General features: G+C 41.4%; 13 protein-coding genes. 3 read left to right on the forward strand and 10 right to left on the reverse strand.

Annotation, left to right across the window (positions count from 1 at the left end):
- Positions 1 to 81: 81 nt before the first annotated feature.
- The 7 genes from M8998_RS16270 to lepA all read right to left on the reverse strand — a co-directional run bounded on the left by M8998_RS16270 (position 82) and on the right by lepA (position 7774).
- Entirely contained in the window at positions 82 to 2820 is a 2739-nt protein-coding gene (locus M8998_RS16270) for an outer membrane beta-barrel protein (RefSeq protein ID WP_249990636.1), read from the reverse strand.
- 155 nt (positions 2821 to 2975) lie between these two features.
- Complete coding sequence (locus M8998_RS03450; protein ID WP_249990638.1) at positions 2976 to 3503, reverse strand: ferritin; 528 nt, start codon at positions 3501 to 3503, stop codon at positions 2976 to 2978.
- 179 nt (positions 3504 to 3682) lie between these two features.
- Positions 3683 to 4042: a DUF6686 family protein gene (locus M8998_RS03455; protein ID WP_249990640.1), complete on the reverse strand. Its 360-nt coding sequence runs from the start codon at positions 4040 to 4042 to the stop codon at positions 3683 to 3685.
- Between the two features lie 81 nt (positions 4043 to 4123).
- Positions 4124 to 4543 (reverse strand): SH3 domain-containing protein, encoded by a 420-nt coding sequence (locus M8998_RS03460; protein ID WP_249990641.1) that lies wholly within the window; start codon positions 4541 to 4543, stop codon positions 4124 to 4126.
- Positions 4544 to 4566: 23 nt separating this feature from the next.
- Positions 4567 to 5028 (reverse strand): hypothetical protein, encoded by a 462-nt coding sequence (locus M8998_RS03465; RefSeq protein WP_249990643.1) that lies wholly within the window; start codon positions 5026 to 5028, stop codon positions 4567 to 4569.
- A gap of 42 nt (positions 5029 to 5070) precedes the next feature.
- Positions 5071 to 5955: a bifunctional 5,10-methylenetetrahydrofolate dehydrogenase/5,10-methenyltetrahydrofolate cyclohydrolase gene (locus tag M8998_RS03470; protein ID WP_249990645.1), complete on the reverse strand. Its 885-nt coding sequence runs from the start codon at positions 5953 to 5955 to the stop codon at positions 5071 to 5073.
- Positions 5956 to 5983: 28 nt separating this feature from the next.
- Positions 5984 to 7774, reverse strand: coding sequence for a translation elongation factor 4 (gene lepA, locus M8998_RS03475; protein ID WP_249990647.1), 1791 nt, complete (start codon positions 7772 to 7774; stop codon positions 5984 to 5986).
- A 132-nt stretch (positions 7775 to 7906) separates the two neighbouring features.
- Between lepA and M8998_RS03480 the strand changes: the two genes are divergently transcribed.
- Both M8998_RS03480 and M8998_RS03485 read left to right on the forward strand, forming a co-directional pair.
- Positions 7907 to 9613, forward strand: coding sequence for a M3 family oligoendopeptidase (locus M8998_RS03480; RefSeq protein ID WP_249990649.1), 1707 nt, complete (start codon positions 7907 to 7909; stop codon positions 9611 to 9613).
- A 67-nt stretch (positions 9614 to 9680) separates the two neighbouring features.
- Positions 9681 to 9860, forward strand: a complete 180-nt coding sequence (locus M8998_RS03485) for an LPXTG cell wall anchor domain-containing protein (protein WP_249990651.1) — start codon at positions 9681 to 9683, stop codon at positions 9858 to 9860.
- Between the two features lie 62 nt (positions 9861 to 9922).
- Here M8998_RS03485 and M8998_RS03490 read toward each other — a convergent pair whose 3' ends face one another.
- From M8998_RS03490 to M8998_RS03500, 3 genes are all read right to left on the reverse strand, one after another.
- Complete coding sequence (locus tag M8998_RS03490) at positions 9923 to 12784, reverse strand: M16 family metallopeptidase (RefSeq protein ID WP_249990653.1); 2862 nt, start codon at positions 12782 to 12784, stop codon at positions 9923 to 9925.
- 139 nt (positions 12785 to 12923) lie between these two features.
- Positions 12924 to 13352: an adenylyltransferase/cytidyltransferase family protein gene (locus M8998_RS03495; RefSeq protein WP_249990655.1), complete on the reverse strand. Its 429-nt coding sequence runs from the start codon at positions 13350 to 13352 to the stop codon at positions 12924 to 12926.
- Positions 13353 to 13363: 11 nt separating this feature from the next.
- The gene (locus tag M8998_RS03500) at positions 13364 to 13852 is read right to left on the reverse strand and encodes an adenylyltransferase/cytidyltransferase family protein (protein WP_249990657.1); all 489 of its coding nucleotides are present in this window, start codon (positions 13850 to 13852) and stop codon (positions 13364 to 13366) included.
- A gap of 613 nt (positions 13853 to 14465) precedes the next feature.
- Here M8998_RS03500 and glgX point away from each other — a divergent pair.
- Positions 14466 to 16601, forward strand: a complete 2136-nt coding sequence (gene glgX, locus M8998_RS03505; RefSeq protein ID WP_249990659.1) for a glycogen debranching protein GlgX — start codon at positions 14466 to 14468, stop codon at positions 16599 to 16601.
- Position 16602: the final 1 nt, after the last annotated feature.

Genomic DNA, 16602 nt, shown 5'->3' on the forward strand with positions numbered 1-16602 from the left:
GCGCTCCTGACTCGAGCTTGTTATCAAATTATAATCAAACTGTGAAAGCGGTGTTAGGCTGCTTCGTTATTAGCACCAAAATTATTTTGGCAATCGCTGTAATCGCATATTCAGTGTCAGCATAAAATACCGTCCAAGCCGATTGTTGCGCGATTCGAAAATGTCGTTGCCAACATATTCGGTGACCACACCTACATTTTTGTTCTGGTCTAGCAAATCAAAACATTCTAATCGTAATAGCGCCATCTTGTTCTTCCAGAACGAGTATTCCAGATAAGTATTGATGATCGTTGGGCTCACGTCGGTGATATCCTGTACATATCCGCGAAAGAACTTTTGGGACATTTCGGCTCCTAACATAAAACGGTTGCTTACATAACCTCGCCCACCTAAACTGAACAACGCAGAATGAGCGGCAATTCTCTGGCGTATGGGCAATTCAAAATTTGCCTGATTTAAAAAATAATTTGCATTAAACACGGATTCGAAGTATTCGTCCCAACTATAGCGTAGCTGTAGATTTTGCGCAAACAAGTACTGGCGAGTCAGACTCCGCTCCGTATTGACAAATACGATATTATTAAAATAATCGATATTTCCCGACGTTTCCAGATTGAATTTGTCATTGAAGACTGGTGTATTAAAAGCATAATAGCCCTTTAGCTCGTAATAGCCACTTGTATTGGTAAAGGTTGTCTCTTGTATGGTTTCGTCGGAGTTGGCCGTCTTGGAGGCTACAATCTTATTACTTGTAAAATTATAGGCAAAATTCAGCTCAAGATATTGGCCTTTACTCATGATAGATTTACGGAGAATCGTAGATAAGCGATTAACGAACTCCGCCCGAAGCAATGGATTTCCAACCACAATAAGACGGGAATTTGTGTTGTCTCGGATGGGCGCAATGTGCAGAAAGTTAGGTTGATTATTACGTCCGTTGTAGGTGAATTGCCAGTCCAGCTCATCGTTAAAGCGATAGCGGATCACTGTAGACGGAATTAGATTAATATTATTATACCGGTATTGTAACGTATCATTAGCGACGGCTCCCGCAAGACGTAAAGGTTGTACTGCAAAGCCAATATTAGCTCGAAAACGCTTATTGGGCTCATACTGGTACAACAATCCTGTACGATTGCTCGTGAAAAGGTACTCGTACCTTAGCCCAAGTGAATCGATAAATGGAGCATCTTCTTCTCCAGGCATGCGCACACGGCGGGACATTTCGATATTAGTAAGATCATACTCATGAGAAATTTCTAACAAGCTGTGGTTATAGAATGGCTCCACATAGGATAAAGCGGCGCGTACCGATTTAGTCCCGTCATATTGATTGACTAATTGCGCCTGATTAAAACGACTTATCATCGGTCGGCCACTGGTTGTATCAAAAATGACATACCGTTCCGATACATCCTCTACCTTATCCAGTCGATTGTACCCTATCTGAAGATCACCTACTAACTTCCGTTTAGGATGTTGAAAATGTTTGGAATACAACGTGTTTAACTGATAATTGGGCTGATAAACTGTAGACGAATCCTTGTAGTCACCATCATTTCTTAGTCGAAAATTTCTCAATAAAGTTTTTCGTTCATTGCTTCGCACAAATCGATTCAAGGTGACTACTGGAGTAATTTTTAGCAGATCGTTGTTCTTGAAACGTGAGTTCATCTCCAGATTGATTTTATGAGTTCGATCATCAGTAGTGGAGATAAAATCATCGGCTTTTGTGATTTGATAGCCCGAATAAGTAGAGCGAAGTAAGGAATTGCCCGTTGTTTCATTTTTACGTTGTGTATACGCATAGCTTCCCGTCAGGGTGCTTCGCTCTCCAATACCATCCGAAAAATTAACACCAAAAGAATTGATGGTGTTAAGGCCATCAGCCTGATCTGCATAATCTCCGATATCTGAAAGATTAGGCGCCCTGCCTCCCGCACCATCTGGAGAACCGAAGGTAAAAAGACTGGTATTGGTATTATTTGCAGATCCTATAATAGATACTTCCTGACCACGATCAAACTTATTCAGCCCTATACTACCCAGATAGCGATCATTAGTACCTCCGCCAGCAGTAGCTTGGCCAAACATTATTTTTTTGCGATCTTCATGCAGGATAATATTGATGATCTTTTCTGGCTCTGTATTTTTAATTCCTTTTACTTCTGCCATATCTCCATAATGGTCAATGACTTCGATCTGTTTGATATAATCGGCAGGCAAGTTTCTGGTAGCGGTCAATACATCTCCACCAAAGAATTTTTTACCATCAACCTGTACAGAAGTAATAACTTGCCCATTGTAAAAGGTGGTACCATCCCGCAACACATTAAATCCAGGCAGAGAGCTTCGTAAAACATCCTCCAATAATGACTGCTTCAAATAGGAAAATCCAGACATATTGAATATCGTAGTATCTCCTTTATGCACAATTGGAACTGTACGGAGAACATGTACCGGATCTATACTGGATACACCGGATAATAAAACTACCGGTGATAATATCAATGGATTGGGATCGTGGTCATATAACGTTAAAAAGGCAGATTGCCGTTCTTTGCCCAACATAGAATAGGTGAGTTTTGCGGCCGTACCTACGACTCCGCGAAAACGGTATATACCTTGATTGTTGGTTACGGTATAGAGTGTATCTCTGTCGGTTTGTAAGAAAACATTAACACCTTTTAATCCAATTTCTAAGGAGTCCATGACCGTTCCGGTCAATACTTTACCGCGCACTTGTGCTTGGCCCTGGCTAGCAAGGCCTAACAAAAGAAGTAATAGGTATATTCCAGAGATTAATTGTCTAATAGACACACGTTCGAACTAAGAAGACAGTGATCAAATAATACGTTAACTGATAAATGTAAGTTAACATTATAACGCTATAACTTGAAATTATTGTACAAAAAAAGGGTTTAATATTATATTAAACCCTTTTTTTTGCTATGCCTTCTAAGGCGTGTGTTGTGCTATGCTTCGTCAAATGTTACTTTAACCAAATGTCTGTCAATTTCCCAAAGACCGGTACCTTGTTCGCCAATCACATCGAATAATTCTATGATACGACGTGCTACATACTCTTCCTCTACTTGCTCTTCCAAGAACCATTGTACGAAATTAAAGGTAACATAATCTTTAGACTTCATACACAAGTCTGCAATGTTGTTGAACTGCTCTGTCACAAACATTTCTTGCTCCAAAGTCTGCTCAAATACACCGCGGAAAGATTCAAAATCTGTAGGTACATTGGTGATTTCTGGAGAAATAGCACGCCCACCACGGTCACCAACATATTTAAATAATTTAAGCATGTGAGCACGTTCTTCATCCGATTGACGAGCAAAAAAGTCTGCTGCATGATCAAAACCTTGATCGTCACACCAGCTAGACATCGCTAAGTATAATGCAGATGCATGCGCCTCCACTTTGATTTGTGCGTTTAATATGTTTTCTATCTCTTCTGCTAAAGAAGATTTCAATTTTAATAAATCTTTCATGTTCTTTGTTCTTTAGAAAAACTACATACACCTTAACAACAGGATGTATCTTGCTTTTGTTTGATACAAAGATACTATGGGACGAAGGAATTTGGTTAAAAAAAGTGCAATACGAATTCAGTCTAAATTACGATTTAGAAAGATAAGTTCTTTAGAACCAGTATAATTATAAATGCAACTTAGGCAATCACACAACCACGACGCAAACAGCGTTTTACTTCGCTATTTAGCTGAATCATAAACTTTGTACCCGCTAGTACTTCCCTAAGATTGAGGATATCTGATACGTTCAAGAGGTAGCAACGATCGGTACGAAAAGGCATTACGATCTCAAAGTCATACGAGCGTGATGATTCGGAAAGCATAGATTCAATATCTATCGTATCGATGCGTTTTTTAAATAAGAAAAGATCTGAAATTTTAAAAGCAGTAGTTGTTCCTTGAAATTCCAACCAATAACAGTTTTGACGGCTGCACTGGTACACCACACCGTGTTCTGTATCGAACACCTTTTCCACATTTGCTAACGGACAGATCATAGTCTTCTAATTGGAACAAATCTAAATACTATTTGGAATAAATCCAAATCGTATGATACTTTTCCAAAAAAATAATTCGATCTATACCGATAGGTAATCGATATAGCAATAACCTTCTGTCTTATCCGCTACTTTTACCAAACACCAATTTTGATTGGTCAATCCTAAAATGTCGATACGATCTCCGTCCTTTAATTCGGCTAACACAGGTTGATTAACACCTGGACCCCGTCTTACGGCTATAAATGGTTCGTCGTGAGCTGTTACTGTAGCTACTTTTAGAACTTCATCTGTTTGTACCGTGAGTTCTAATGCCAAGTCATCTGAAATATAATTCGGATCAATTCGGTTGTACAAATCCCAGGCCTTATGTTTCGCATCTACCGAAGAAGTAACACCCGAGATGTGTAATATATCATTTTCCTCATGAATCTCCAATTGATCGACCTTTAAGGAATTTAAAAGATCAATTAGTGCAGCGTATTTAGCAGTTAATGGCATAATAGAATAATGTAATAAAGGTATTAATCGTTGTGCAGTAAATCATCCACTTTACGACTTGCGCGTTGTACGGTGGTATCTACTGCATCACCCGTTTTCCGTGCAGCATTTTTAGTAGCCTCTACCGCTTTATCCGTTGCTTTTCGGGTACGATCCCAGATAGCAGTTGCTTTATCCAGAGCTTTCTGTGCTTCGCTTTCTGCTTTGGCATCTCCACGCTCTTTAGCATCCGCCAAATCTCTTTTGGCTCGCTCCACAGCTGCTTCTGCTTTCTGCACCTCCTCTTTTGCCAGCGCGCTCGTGCGTTCGGCACTTTGCTCAACGTTATTGATGGCATGATCCAAACGTTGACCTGCTGTCGCCCCCACCGTATCTTGTGCTGGCGTGACCGAATGATCTTGTTGTTGGTTCTGATTGCAGCCAACGAACATCACCGTACTTAGTGCAGTGATGAAAAAAGCATACTTACCCATACGAATAGTCATTAAAAGTGTATACTATTTGCTGGGCAATATCTATACCAGAAATTAGTTTTTGTAAATCGTACCTCTGGCTGCTTCGAGTGTATTTTTTAACAAGCCTACAATGGTCATTAAACCTACACCTCCGGGAACGGGAGTGATCCAAGAGGCCTTTTGTGATACGGCGTCGAAATCCACATCTCCATATAGTTTAAAGCCAGATTTAGTTTCGTCGGATACTTCGCGATTGATACCAACATCAATCACGACAGCACCTTCTTTTACCATATCTGCCGTTACGAAATTTTTCTTACCGATAGCAGCTACGACGATGTCGCCCTGCAATACTTCTTCGCGTAAGTTTTGTGTACGGCTATGAGTTACGGTTACTGTACAGTTTCCAGGTTGAGTATTACGAGCCAATAAGATGCTCATAGGTGAGCCCACGATGTTACTTCTACCGACGATGACTGCTTTCTTACCTGCTGTGTCGATCTTGTAGTGATCCAACATCAATAAGATGCCGTAAGGTGTAGCCGGAATAAAACAAGGCAGGTTACGCTGCATTCTACCTAGATTTACTGGATGAAAGCCATCCACATCTTTACGATAGTCGATCGCTTCGGTTATCTTTTCCGGATCGATGTGTGGTGGCAAGGGCAGTTGTACGATCAACCCGTCAATAGCCGGGTCGGCATTGATCTCCTGAATTTTGGCGATCAACTCCTCTTCGCTGATGTCTACACCATACCGAATATTGGTCGAATCGAAGCCCACCATTTCACAGTTACGCATTTTACTGGCCACGTAGGTTTCGCTTCCACCATCATTGCCTACTAAAATAGCAACTAAATGAGGTTTACGACCTGATTCTTTCAAAAAATTAGCAGCTTCCTGCTTAATATCTTCTTTAATTTTGGCCGATACTGCTTTACCGTCTAGTAATTGCATTAAGTTTTATTTAAGGTCTTTAAATAGATTAATCAAGTTTTAGAACCGCCATAAATGCAGACTGAGGAATCTCTACATTTCCTACCGAACGCATACGTTTCTTTCCTTTTTTCTGTTTTTCCAATAACTTCCGTTTACGAGAGATATCTCCTCCATAACATTTCGCAGTTACATCTTTACGCAATGCAGAAATGGTTTCACGGGCTATGATTTTTGCACCGATAGATGCTTGAATACGAATTTCGAACTGTTGCCGAGGCAATAACTCTTTTAGCTTCTCACAAATCTTCTTGCCAAAATCATACGCATTACTACGGTGAATTAGCGACGATAGCGCATCCACTGGTTCATCATTTAAACGAATATCCAAGCGAACCAAGTCTGATGTACGGTAGCCGATCTGATGATAATCAAACGAAGCGTATCCCTTAGATATTGTTTTCAATTTATCATAAAAATCAAATACAATCTCCCCCATCGGCATTTCAAATACCAATTCAACGCGATCAGAAGTCAGGTACGATTGGTTTACAATGGTACCTCTTTTCTGAATACACAAAGACATTACTGGCCCGACGAAGTCAGATTTAGTGATGATATTTGCTTTGATATAGGGTTCTTCAATCGCATCCAACTTACTTGGATCAGGAAGATCCGACGGATTGTGTACTATAACTTCTTCTTTATCCTTGGTAAGGTAGGCTTTGTAAGAAACATTGGGTACGGTGGTAATCACCGTCATGTTGAACTCACGCTCCAGACGTTCCTGGATAATTTCCATGTGCAACATGCCCAAGAATCCACAACGGAAACCAAAACCTAGTGCGGCGGAAGATTCTGGTTCGAAAACCAAAGAAGCATCATTTAGTTGCAAGCGGTGCATCGATTCGCGAAGCTCCTCGTAATCTTCCGTATCTACCGGGTATATTCCGGCAAACACCATGGGTTTTACTTCTTCAAATCCTTGGATCGCCGATGTACATGGGCGTTCTTTGTGGGTGATGGTATCTCCTACTTTCACTTCTCGGGCTTCTTTGATACCCGATATAATATAGCCTACATCACCGGTTTTGATCACATCTTTGGCTACTTGATTGAGCTTCAACGTTCCGATTTCGTCGGCAAAATACTCTCTTCCTGTAGCGACAAACTTCACTTTATCTCCCTTACGGATTTCGCCATTCTCCACTTTAAAGTAGGCCATAATTCCACGGAAAGAATTAAATACAGAGTCAAAGATCAACGCTTGTAATTCTCCTTTTGGATCTCCAACCGGTGCCGGAATACGATCGATAATAGCATCCAGAATATCTGGAACACCCATTCCCGTCTTGCCGGAAGCTGGAATAATATCCTCGCGCTTTCCGCCGATCAAATCCACGATTTGATCTTTCACTTCTTCGGGCATGGCTCCTGGTAAATCCATCTTATTTAAGATAGGAATGATTTCTAGGTCATGCTCTAAAGCCAAGTATAAGTTAGATATAGTCTGTGCCTGAATACCTTGTGAAGCATCGACGATCAAAAGCGCACCTTCACAGGCCGCAATAGAACGGGATACCTCGTAAGAAAAGTCGACGTGCCCTGGCGTATCGATCAGATTTAGCGTATATTTTTGTCCGTCGCGCGTGAAATCCATCTGGATCGCATGACTTTTGATTGTGATTCCTCGCTCCCGCTCCAGATCCATATTGTCCAATAATTGCGCCTGCGCTTCGCGCTGCGTAATGGTGTTGGTAAATTCCAACAGTCTATCGGCCAAGGTGCTCTTTCCGTGATCAATGTGCGCGATGATGCAAAAATTGCGTATATGCTCCATACTAGGTTCTACCGTCTCTTTTTATAATCGGCAAATATAGTGCATTTCGATGAGCTTTTTCGCATTCTACGACCAGCAATTGAGGTATCCAAAAAATAAGTAATTTCGTGAATCACAACTTAGATATGTAATATGAAGACTGCACTGGCAAAGCCAAGAACATATGTACCGCAAGATCTTTCGATCCTATGGGAGAATTTGGAAGACTTATTTACCGAATTACAAAGTCGCGAAATAGCGGATTTACCCGCCTTGGAAAGATGGATGTTGGATCGCAATGAACTAGATGCTGTGTTGCAAGAAGATCAGGCTTGGAGATACATCCAAATGACTTGCCATACGGACAACGAAGAATACGCTGAAAACTTTCGTTATTTCACGACCGAGATCGAGCCAAAGATCGCTCCTATACAAAACCAATTGGACCAACAACTAATGGCAAACCCATTGACCAGCCAATTGGATCCCGATCGCTATTTTATCTACCTGCGAAAAGTCAGGAAATCTTTAGAGATTTTCCGCAAGGAGAATATTCCTCTATTTACTGAAATACAGCTAAAGCAACAAGCTTATCAGGCGATCGTTGGGAATATGACGGTTAGCATCAACGGCGAAGAATATACGATGCAACAGGCCTCTGTTAGATTGCTGGATACGGATCGTGCAATTCGTCAAGAGGCTTGGGAAGCGATTACAACGGTTCGCCTGGCTCAGACACAAGCATTGGAAGATATCTTTCAGGAACTATTGCGACTGCGGCATCAGGTAGCACGAAACGCTGGTTTTGAGAATTATCGAGACTACATGTTTGTCGCCATGGGTCGATTCGATTATAGCGTCGCCGATTGTGAAGCTTTCCATACAGCCGTTGCCGAACACGTAGTACCGGTGTTACAAAAGCTCGCTAGTGAACGTCAACAAAAGCTAAATTTGCCTTCTCTGCAACCTTGGGACATGCAGGTAGATCCACAAAACCTGTCGCCCTTAAAGCCTTTCCAATCTGGAACAGAGCTGATTGATAAAACAGAGCAAGCATTTACCGCCTTGCATCCTTACATGGGGCAATGCTTGGCCACCATGAAAACAAATGGACTTTTTGATGTCGAAAGCCGGAAAGGTAAAGCGCCGGGTGGTTACAACTATCCATTATACGAATCGGGTGCTCCATTTATATTTATGAATGCGACCGGTACCATGCGCGATCTTACGACTATGGTACATGAGGGTGGGCATGCAATCCATACCTTCATCACGGCGGATCTTGCATTAAACGATTTCAAAGAACTTCCTTCGGAGGTAGCAGAATTGGCTTCCATGTCGATGGAATTATTGTCTATGGATCAGTGGCATCACTTCCTTCCCGATGCAGATGATCTCGCCCGAGCAAAGAAAGAACAGTTGGATGACGTGCTTTCTACGTTGCCTTGGGTGGCTACAGTCGATAAATTTCAGCACTGGCTCTACACTAATCCGGATCATACGCCTACGCAACGCGCTGAAGCCTGGAAAACCATTTATGATACTTTTGGCCATGGTTTCGCCGACTGGACAAGCCATGAAGAAGCCGAACGCTACCTGTGGCACAAGCAACTCCATATTTTTGAGGTTCCTTTTTATTATATTGAATATGGCTTTGCACAGTTGGGCGCCATTTCGGTATGGAGAAATTATTTGGAGGATCGTGATAGTGCACTGGCGCAATATCTGGCGGCATTGAAGCTAGGATATACCAAACCAATCGGCAAAATATACGAAACCGCTGGTGTTCGCTTTGATTTTTCGGCTGATTACGTCGAAAGTCTCGTAAAATTCATTGAAAACGAACGAAAACAAATTTAATTGGCACTACTATTGCTTTTTAAAGCTAATTTGAGTAGATTCAAGTTGGTTATTAAATCGTATTATTATGAAAAATTGGTTGTGTGGGTTGGTCTTGAGTGGGTTTCTTTCCAATTTGGTGGCGCAAACTACACCTGTGAATCAAACTGAATCATCACCAACCGGTTATGTTTTAATTGGTATTCTGTTGCTGGCTATCGTGATATTCATGTTGTACCGGCGACAAAAGAGAAAATTCAACGATTAATGTACATAAAAAAGGGCTTTCAAACGAAAGCCCTTTTTAGTAAAATAGAGTTTTGCAGCTGCTTACTTAGCATCTGGTAAAAGGATAAATCGAAACAACTTCGTTTCATCTAAATATTTGTTTGCCACCTCTTTTACGGTCTCCACTGTAACCTTTTCCAGATCAGCATTGAGTCGTACGATAGCGGCGAGTTCTTCCTCGTTACTCAATGCATTGTTCAGTGAATTAAGCCAAAAACTGTTCTCTTTCAGATTTACTTCATGCTGACGCTTTTGCTCAATAAAGAACTTGTCCAGATCGACTTGTGTCGGACCGTTTTCTTTCACTTTACGAATCTCATCCAATGCCGATTTGATCAACCCATCATACTTGTCTATACTAGTACCAAATCCGATATGGAAGGAATATCGACCACTAGGCAGTTTGCGATAGCTAGCGCTAGCCCCCGTACCATACACACCACTTTCTTCTTCGCGCAATCGCTCAATCAGTTTAATGGACAACACCGACTCCAACGCATCCATATTTAGATTTTCGGCTTCATTATAAGTATAATCACCATAATAGGATAACCTTACTTGAGCCTTCTCTTCTTTACCTTTATGGACAATTTTTTCGAAGCCAGAGGTTGGCTCTACAATGTGTAGATCTTTGGCTGCATTATCCCTTTGTTTGGTAGGCAAGGAAGCTATGTACTGCTCGATCAACGGCGTAATCTCTTCCTCATTAAATGAGCCCACTATCATAAATGTGAAATCAGATGCGTCTGCAAAACGTTCCTGAAAAATTTCTAAAGCCCGCTGTTGGTTGATGGATTGAATATTCGCTACAGTCGCTGGGTTGCGTCGTATATTATCTCCGTAAAGGCTTTTTTGAATCGTTTCGCTAAACACAAATGAAGGATTGTTTTCCCGGTTTTCCATCGATGATATGGCGCGATTGATGGTGCTTTTAAACACATCATCTTCAATACGAGGAACAGTAAAATAACCGTAAATCATTTCAAAGGCCGTTTTCAAACCTTCTTTATCTGCCGAACCAGAAAGCCCTTGTGTACGTTCCCCGATAAAAGGGCTTATATTCGCTTTTTTGTCTGACAGGTACTTTTGCAGTTCTACTGTCGTCATCTGCCCTAACCCACTACTGTTGACCAATGAAGCAGAGTTGGAAGCACTAAAAAATTCTTCGTCTGCATACAATGAAGTACCACCTGGGCCAAATGCATGAATTAGAATTTCGTCGTTTTTAAACTTTGTAGGTTTCAATACGACGGTCACGCCATTACTTAGTTTCCACGATTTTGCGTCAATAGCTTGTAGATCCGATCGTTCAGTAACTGTTCCTTTTGCTGGCTCTGAAGCTAGTAAAGGTAATTCGGATACTTTATCTTCATAAGCTGTTAATGTTTCCTGACTAACCTCTTGAAACCAGGCCGCAACGGTTGCTTCATCCGGAAGATTGGCCTTTTCTTTATCAGGAGCCAGAATCAATACATCACGGTTTTGATCCACATAATACTGCTTGTCAATAGTTTCTACCTCAGCCAATGTCAATGTCGTCAACAATTCCTTAGTAATTTGATAGCGATCTTCGTCGCTTAATGCCGGTTTATCTTTCAAAAAGTGGTTAAGGTAGGTATCTACATAACTATCCGAACGGCGCTTGTCTCGCTCTGTGTAAGCACGTTCATTATTCTTTTGCATGGACAGAATGGCACGAGAAAACTCTGAATCTGTAAAACCAAACTCCTTCACACGATCCAATTCGCGCACAACCGATTTCAAGCCGTCAGACATAGCACCTGGCTTAGCCACAAAAAAGGCAGATAGATTATCCAAGCCACCAATAAAATCACTAATACCGATCCCTGCCTGCAAAAATGGTGGGTTAGCCGACTGCGCCAATTCTCCAAGACGACCGTTAATCATTTCGTTATACACGGATTTGAGCAAGGATCGTCTATAATCTCCAATTGTTTTGACTTCCTCCTCAGGATGTTTTATAAATATCTGTCCGACTGTGTATTGCATTTCTGGGTCGGTCACCACCATAAACTGATTTTTGTTGAGCAAATCAACTGTATACTTCTTCCGATCTTGAGGAGACGATGGTACACGCATATCGCCAAACAGACGCTTGATCTCCTGTTCTATCATTTGAGGATCTATATCTCCCACCACGATGATCGATTGCAGATCTGGGCGATACCATTTTTGATGAAATTCGCGGATTGTCTCTGGCTCAAAGTTCGTAATGATATCTTCCTTGCCAATGGGCAGGCGTTCAGCATACCTGGAGCCATTCAGCATTAATGGGAAATATTGGTCACGCATACGTTGTTGTGCGCCGCGCGAACCGCGTAACTCTTCTAGCACGACACCACGTTCTTTATTAATTTCTTCTTCGTCTAAAAGCGCATCTTGCGCCCAATCGCGCATCACTTGCAATCCATTTTTTAGTAATTCTGGATCATCGGATGGAATTGGCAATTGGTATACTGTTTCATCAAAACCAGTGTACGCATTCAGGTCACTACCAAAGCGAACCCCGGCACGTTGAAGATAATCCACTAATTCATTTTTAGGAAAATGCTTCAACCCGTTGAAGTTCATGTGCTCTAAGAAATGCGCCAAGCCCAATTCCTTTTCGGTTTCCAGAATCGAGCCTACCTTCACTGCAAGATACATGGTTACCCGATTCTCCGGCTCCACGTTTTTACGAATGAAATATTGAAATCCATTTTCCAACTCGCCTTTAATTACACCATCATCAAATGGTAAAGGTTGAGACCAAGAAATTGTATCCTGAGCCAATACCTGCAAGGCTTGCGAATGCAATCCCATAGGATTTTTGTAAAGCGGTTTAGCGGTGGCGCCCAAAGTAGGTAATAGGAAAGCCAACGCCAAAGGTTTAAGTAATTTCATGTTAGTTTGGTGTCAAAAGTTAATGACTGCAATTTATCGAAAATACCCTAGACTTACAACACCAAAAAAGGCACCCTAATGAGCGCCTTATAGCTATAAAAACCTATTTATATCGGTTTTTTTAGATTGTAGAGAGCAATTAAGACATCAATTTTGCTGCTTGTTTCTCTGCCACTATCTTTCGTAAAGATCGCGCTGAAAATCGGTGCGCACGATTAATAAAACAGACGGCTATGCCTGCTTCGTCACAATAATCCTTTCCAGTAAATGGTACATTTTCGTACTCACTACCAACGAATCTTACGTCTACCGAAATGGTTTGCAGTAAATCCATCAGATCGTCGTCGTTTTCGAACGGGATGATCTCGTCTACGCTTGGGCTACCTTCCAATTGTATGAACCGCTCTACAATCGACTGCACTGGTTTGCTTTTTCGTGCAGCATCTACCTGTCCATCAGTACATAAGCCCACGATCAGGTAATCGCACTTTTTGCGTGCTTCCGCCAAAAAGACAATTTGTCCTGCATGAAGCATATCGAATGCTCCGAATGTTATTCCTATTCTCATCTATCCTGTAACTATCCCTTTACCAACACTTTTTTAATATTCTGTAGCGCTATCGGCTCTTTGAATGGTAAAATTGTTCCTTCCATTTCACCCTGCTTTTCAAAAACAATTTGTCGTAGTGCCGAACTAGAAAAACGGTTTTCGCGACGGTTGAAATAAAGATCAATCCCCTTCTCCTCACAGTAAGCTCTGCCAGTAAAGTTCTTGTACATGTATTCGTCACCTAAAATTCGAACATGGAATTTAAAAGAGCGCAAAATATCTTCCAAATCTTGCTCTGTGGCATAAGGTATAATTTTATCCACATGCTTACATCCCTTTAGCTGAATATACCGCTCTACCACCGTTTGGGTAGGTTTGTTTTTTTCTGCCCTATCTAATGTAGGGTCTGTTTGTAGACCACAAATTAAATAATCGCACTGATCCTTTGCATCTTCCAGCATCTTTACATGCCCGGCGTGTAATAAGTCGAAAGAAGAGAATGTTATTCCGATTCGCATAATATATTTCCAGTTATAGTATCTTATAATTTACCTTGTATCTCGATCAGGCATGGTGCCCTACTTAATTTTAAAAACTTTCAGATTTTTTCTAAGATAAATCTGTTGAAAAAAGAACTAAGGAGTTCTATTATGTTAACAAACCTTATTCCACAAAGTTTGATGGGCAAGCAGCGGAAAATTTGCTAAACAGGCCACATTATACAATACAAAAGAGGCTAAATATGCTCGCATTTGCTCCATGCGCATCCTCTTTAAATATTTAACCAGTTATTGCTGTTGTAGCTACGGGTCAACTCGAAAAATAAACACGTATTAAGCGCACTAGATACCGTATAATGCGCAAGCAATAACAAAAAAATGCTACCAGATGCAGATTGATAATGTCAGTCGATTTAGCGCAGAATTATACCTAATATACTCACTACGGTATCTGAATTTACAGGCAAGAATAATGATAAGATAATATCAGGAAAGATATATAGATATGAGCGATGAACAAATCGTCGTAATTCCTGTTATTAAGCAAGTAAAATAAGAAGAAACTCACATCCAAATCGATAGGCATCTGAAAGGCTGTCTAGCCAAAAACTATTAAATAGCAACAACTAATATGGAGACAAAAGTACTCACCGGTTCACCCTACCCTCTAGGCGCTACCTATGATGGCAAGGGCGTGAACTTTTCTATTTATGCAGAAAACGCCGATGGTGTAGAATTATGTTTTTTTAATAAAACAGACGATCCAACGGAATCTGTTAAAATTCGAATCAAGGAGCGCACACACCAAGTGTGGCATGTTTATGTACCTGGAATTCATCCAGGACAATTATATGGGTATCGGGTACACGGTCCCTTTGAACCAACGGCCGGACATCGCTTCAATGCCAACAAATTACTCATCGATCCGTATGCCAAAGCCATTGCTGGCACTTTAGAATGGGACGATTCCTTATTCGGGTATGAAGTAGGCCATGAAGACGAAGACCTTAGTTTCAGTACGGTGGATAGTGCTCCTTATATTCCTAAATGTGTGGTTGTAGACGAATCCTTTGATTGGGAAGGAGATAAAGCACCTAAAATACCTTTACATAAAAGCATTATTTATGAAACACATGTAAAAGGCTTCACCCAACTTCATCCCGACATTCCGGAAGACATACGCGGTACTTATCTTGCGATGGCGCACCCGGTCACGATAGAATATTTGAAAAATTTGGGTGTTACGGCCATTGAACTGATGCCAATTCATCACTTTATCACAGATCGACATCTGAAAGATCAGGGTTTGACGAATTACTGGGGTTACAACAGCGTTGGCTTCTTCGCACCCGACGTACGCTATGCCGCTAAAGGTGTACAAGGTGAGCAGGTTCGAGAGTTTAAGGAAATGGTGAAAGCGCTACATCAAGCCGGCATGGAGGTGATATTGGATGTGGTGTACAATCACACGGGTGAAGGTAACCAAATGGGACCAACACTCTCCTTCCGCGGCATTGACAATGCGGCGTATTACCGATTGACAGAAGACCCACGTTATTATATGGATTACACCGGCACGGGCAATACGCTAAACGCTATGCTTCCTAGTGTTTTACGTATGATTATGGATAGCCTACGCTATTGGATTCAAGAAATGCATGTAGATGGATTCCGATTTGACCTAGCCTCTACATTAGCGCGAGAACTACACGAAGTGAATAAATTGAGTTCCTTTTTCGATGTTATCCATCAGGATCCGATTATTTCGCAGGTAAAGTTAATTGCGGAACCATGGGATATTGGTGAAGGTGGTTATCAAGTTGGTAAATTTCCTTCCGGGTGGGCAGAATGGAATGGTAAATACCGTGATTGTATGCGCGATTACTGGATCGGGGCAGAATCTATGTTAGGTGAGTTTGCCGAGCGTTTTATGGGATCTTCCGATTTATACCAGGATGATTATCGTAAACCCACTGCCAGCATCAACTTTATCACAGCACACGACGGTTTTACCTTAAACGATCTGGTATCTTACAATGAGAAGCATAATGATGCCAACGGAGAAAATAATCAAGACGGAGAAAGCCACAATAGATCTTGGAACTGCGGTGCCGAAGGGCCTACAGAAGACAACGATATTAACGCATTGCGAAGCAAGCAAATGCGCAATATGCTCACCACACTCTTGCTATCGCAAGGCGTACCGATGTTGGTTGCTGGGGATGAGTTTGCGCGAACACAAGGAGGTAATAATAATGCCTATTGTCAGGACAACGAAATTTCTTGGTTAGACTGGGTTAGTAGGGATGAAAGCCTGCAAAAATTTACCGCTCAATTAATTGCATTCCGTAAATCGCACCCATCATTCTGTAGACGCAAATGGTTTCAGGGAATGCCTATCAAAGGAATCGGCCTACAGGATATCGCTTGGTTCCTGCCAGAAGGCAACGAAATGGACGACGAGCACTGGCAACATGATTTTGCCCGCTCTTTGGCTGTTTTCTTAAATGGGAATGGTATTCGCTCCCTGAATGATGACGGAGAAAAAATTAAAGACGATAATTTCTACATCCTATTTAATGCACATTTCGAAACCATTAATTACCGATTGCCTTCTGCAAAATATGGTCAGAAATGGACTAAGGTAATCAACACGGAATATGACACAATCGATGAGCATGATACATTTGGCCCCGAAGAAGAAGTCGCTGTTCAAGGCCGTTCGATCATTGTATTGAAAGCTGATAGTAACATTCCTAATAACTAAG

It is taken from the genome of Sphingobacterium sp. lm-10 (assembly GCF_023554555.1).
GTDB lineage: Bacteria > Bacteroidota > Bacteroidia > Sphingobacteriales > Sphingobacteriaceae > Sphingobacterium.

What these genes read in the sequence shown, in the direction of transcription:
- M8998_RS03450 (WP_249990638.1), bottom strand. Translation starts at nt 3,503, where the DNA reads ATGAAAGATTTATTAAAATTGAAATCTTCTTTAGCAGAAGAGATAGAA.
- M8998_RS03455 (WP_249990640.1), bottom strand. Translation starts at nt 4,042, where the DNA reads ATGATCTGTCCGTTAGCAAATGTGGAAAAGGTGTTCGATACAGAACAC.
- M8998_RS03460 (WP_249990641.1), bottom strand. Translation starts at nt 4,543, where the DNA reads ATGCCATTAACTGCTAAATACGCTGCACTAATTGATCTTTTAAATTCC.
- M8998_RS03465 (WP_249990643.1), bottom strand. Translation starts at nt 5,028, where the DNA reads ATGACTATTCGTATGGGTAAGTATGCTTTTTTCATCACTGCACTAAGT.
- M8998_RS03470 (WP_249990645.1), bottom strand. Translation starts at nt 5,955, where the DNA reads ATGCAATTACTAGACGGTAAAGCAGTATCGGCCAAAATTAAAGAAGAT.
- lepA (WP_249990647.1), bottom strand. Translation starts at nt 7,774, where the DNA reads ATGGAGCATATACGCAATTTTTGCATCATCGCGCACATTGATCACGGA.
- M8998_RS03480 (WP_249990649.1), top strand. Translation starts at nt 7,907, where the DNA reads ATGAAGACTGCACTGGCAAAGCCAAGAACATATGTACCGCAAGATCTT.
- M8998_RS03485 (WP_249990651.1), top strand. Translation starts at nt 9,681, where the DNA reads ATGAAAAATTGGTTGTGTGGGTTGGTCTTGAGTGGGTTTCTTTCCAAT.
- M8998_RS03490 (WP_249990653.1), bottom strand. Translation starts at nt 12,784, where the DNA reads ATGAAATTACTTAAACCTTTGGCGTTGGCTTTCCTATTACCTACTTTG.
- M8998_RS03495 (WP_249990655.1), bottom strand. Translation starts at nt 13,352, where the DNA reads ATGAGAATAGGAATAACATTCGGAGCATTCGATATGCTTCATGCAGGA.
- M8998_RS03500 (WP_249990657.1), bottom strand. Translation starts at nt 13,852, where the DNA reads ATGCGAATCGGAATAACATTCTCTTCTTTCGACTTATTACACGCCGGG.
- glgX (WP_249990659.1), top strand. Translation starts at nt 14,466, where the DNA reads ATGGAGACAAAAGTACTCACCGGTTCACCCTACCCTCTAGGCGCTACC.